This window comes from Pseudoalteromonas sp. S3260 (assembly GCF_005886925.1).
Taxonomy (GTDB): domain Bacteria; phylum Pseudomonadota; class Gammaproteobacteria; order Enterobacterales; family Alteromonadaceae; genus Pseudoalteromonas; species Pseudoalteromonas tetraodonis.
In genome coordinates, this window is the sequence record NZ_PNCV01000348.1 from 1 (window position 1) to 318 (window position 318).

Here is a 318-nt window from a genome sequence, read left to right on the forward strand (position 1 = left end):
ACGCTTCAACAAGTCATGGGACACCGAGGTTGAAATCACCAATAATAAACCCGCAGTGGTCGACAATGCCGCAGCAATACCACCGGCTGCAACCAAGGCGATAACCCAGGCCGGTAAATCGGCGATCTCGGGGTTAGCAAGCACCATAATGTCACGGTCTACACTCACCTCGTTGGCACTGCTTGGATCGTTAACCCCCCCTGCTGAGTAGTACATGCGGCCGTCATCATTTTTGTCATTAAAAGTGATTAAGCCGGTTTTTTCCCAGGTTTTAATCCAAGTTGGGGCTTCGCTGTATAGCGTTCCGCTGCCATCTTT

Annotated in this window: 1 pseudogene; it reads right to left on the bottom strand. The window is 50.6% G+C overall.

Going from position 1 to position 318, the window contains the following annotated elements:
* Positions 1-318 (bottom strand): annotated as a pseudogene (locus CWC14_RS18750) (cation acetate symporter); the annotation flags it as partial.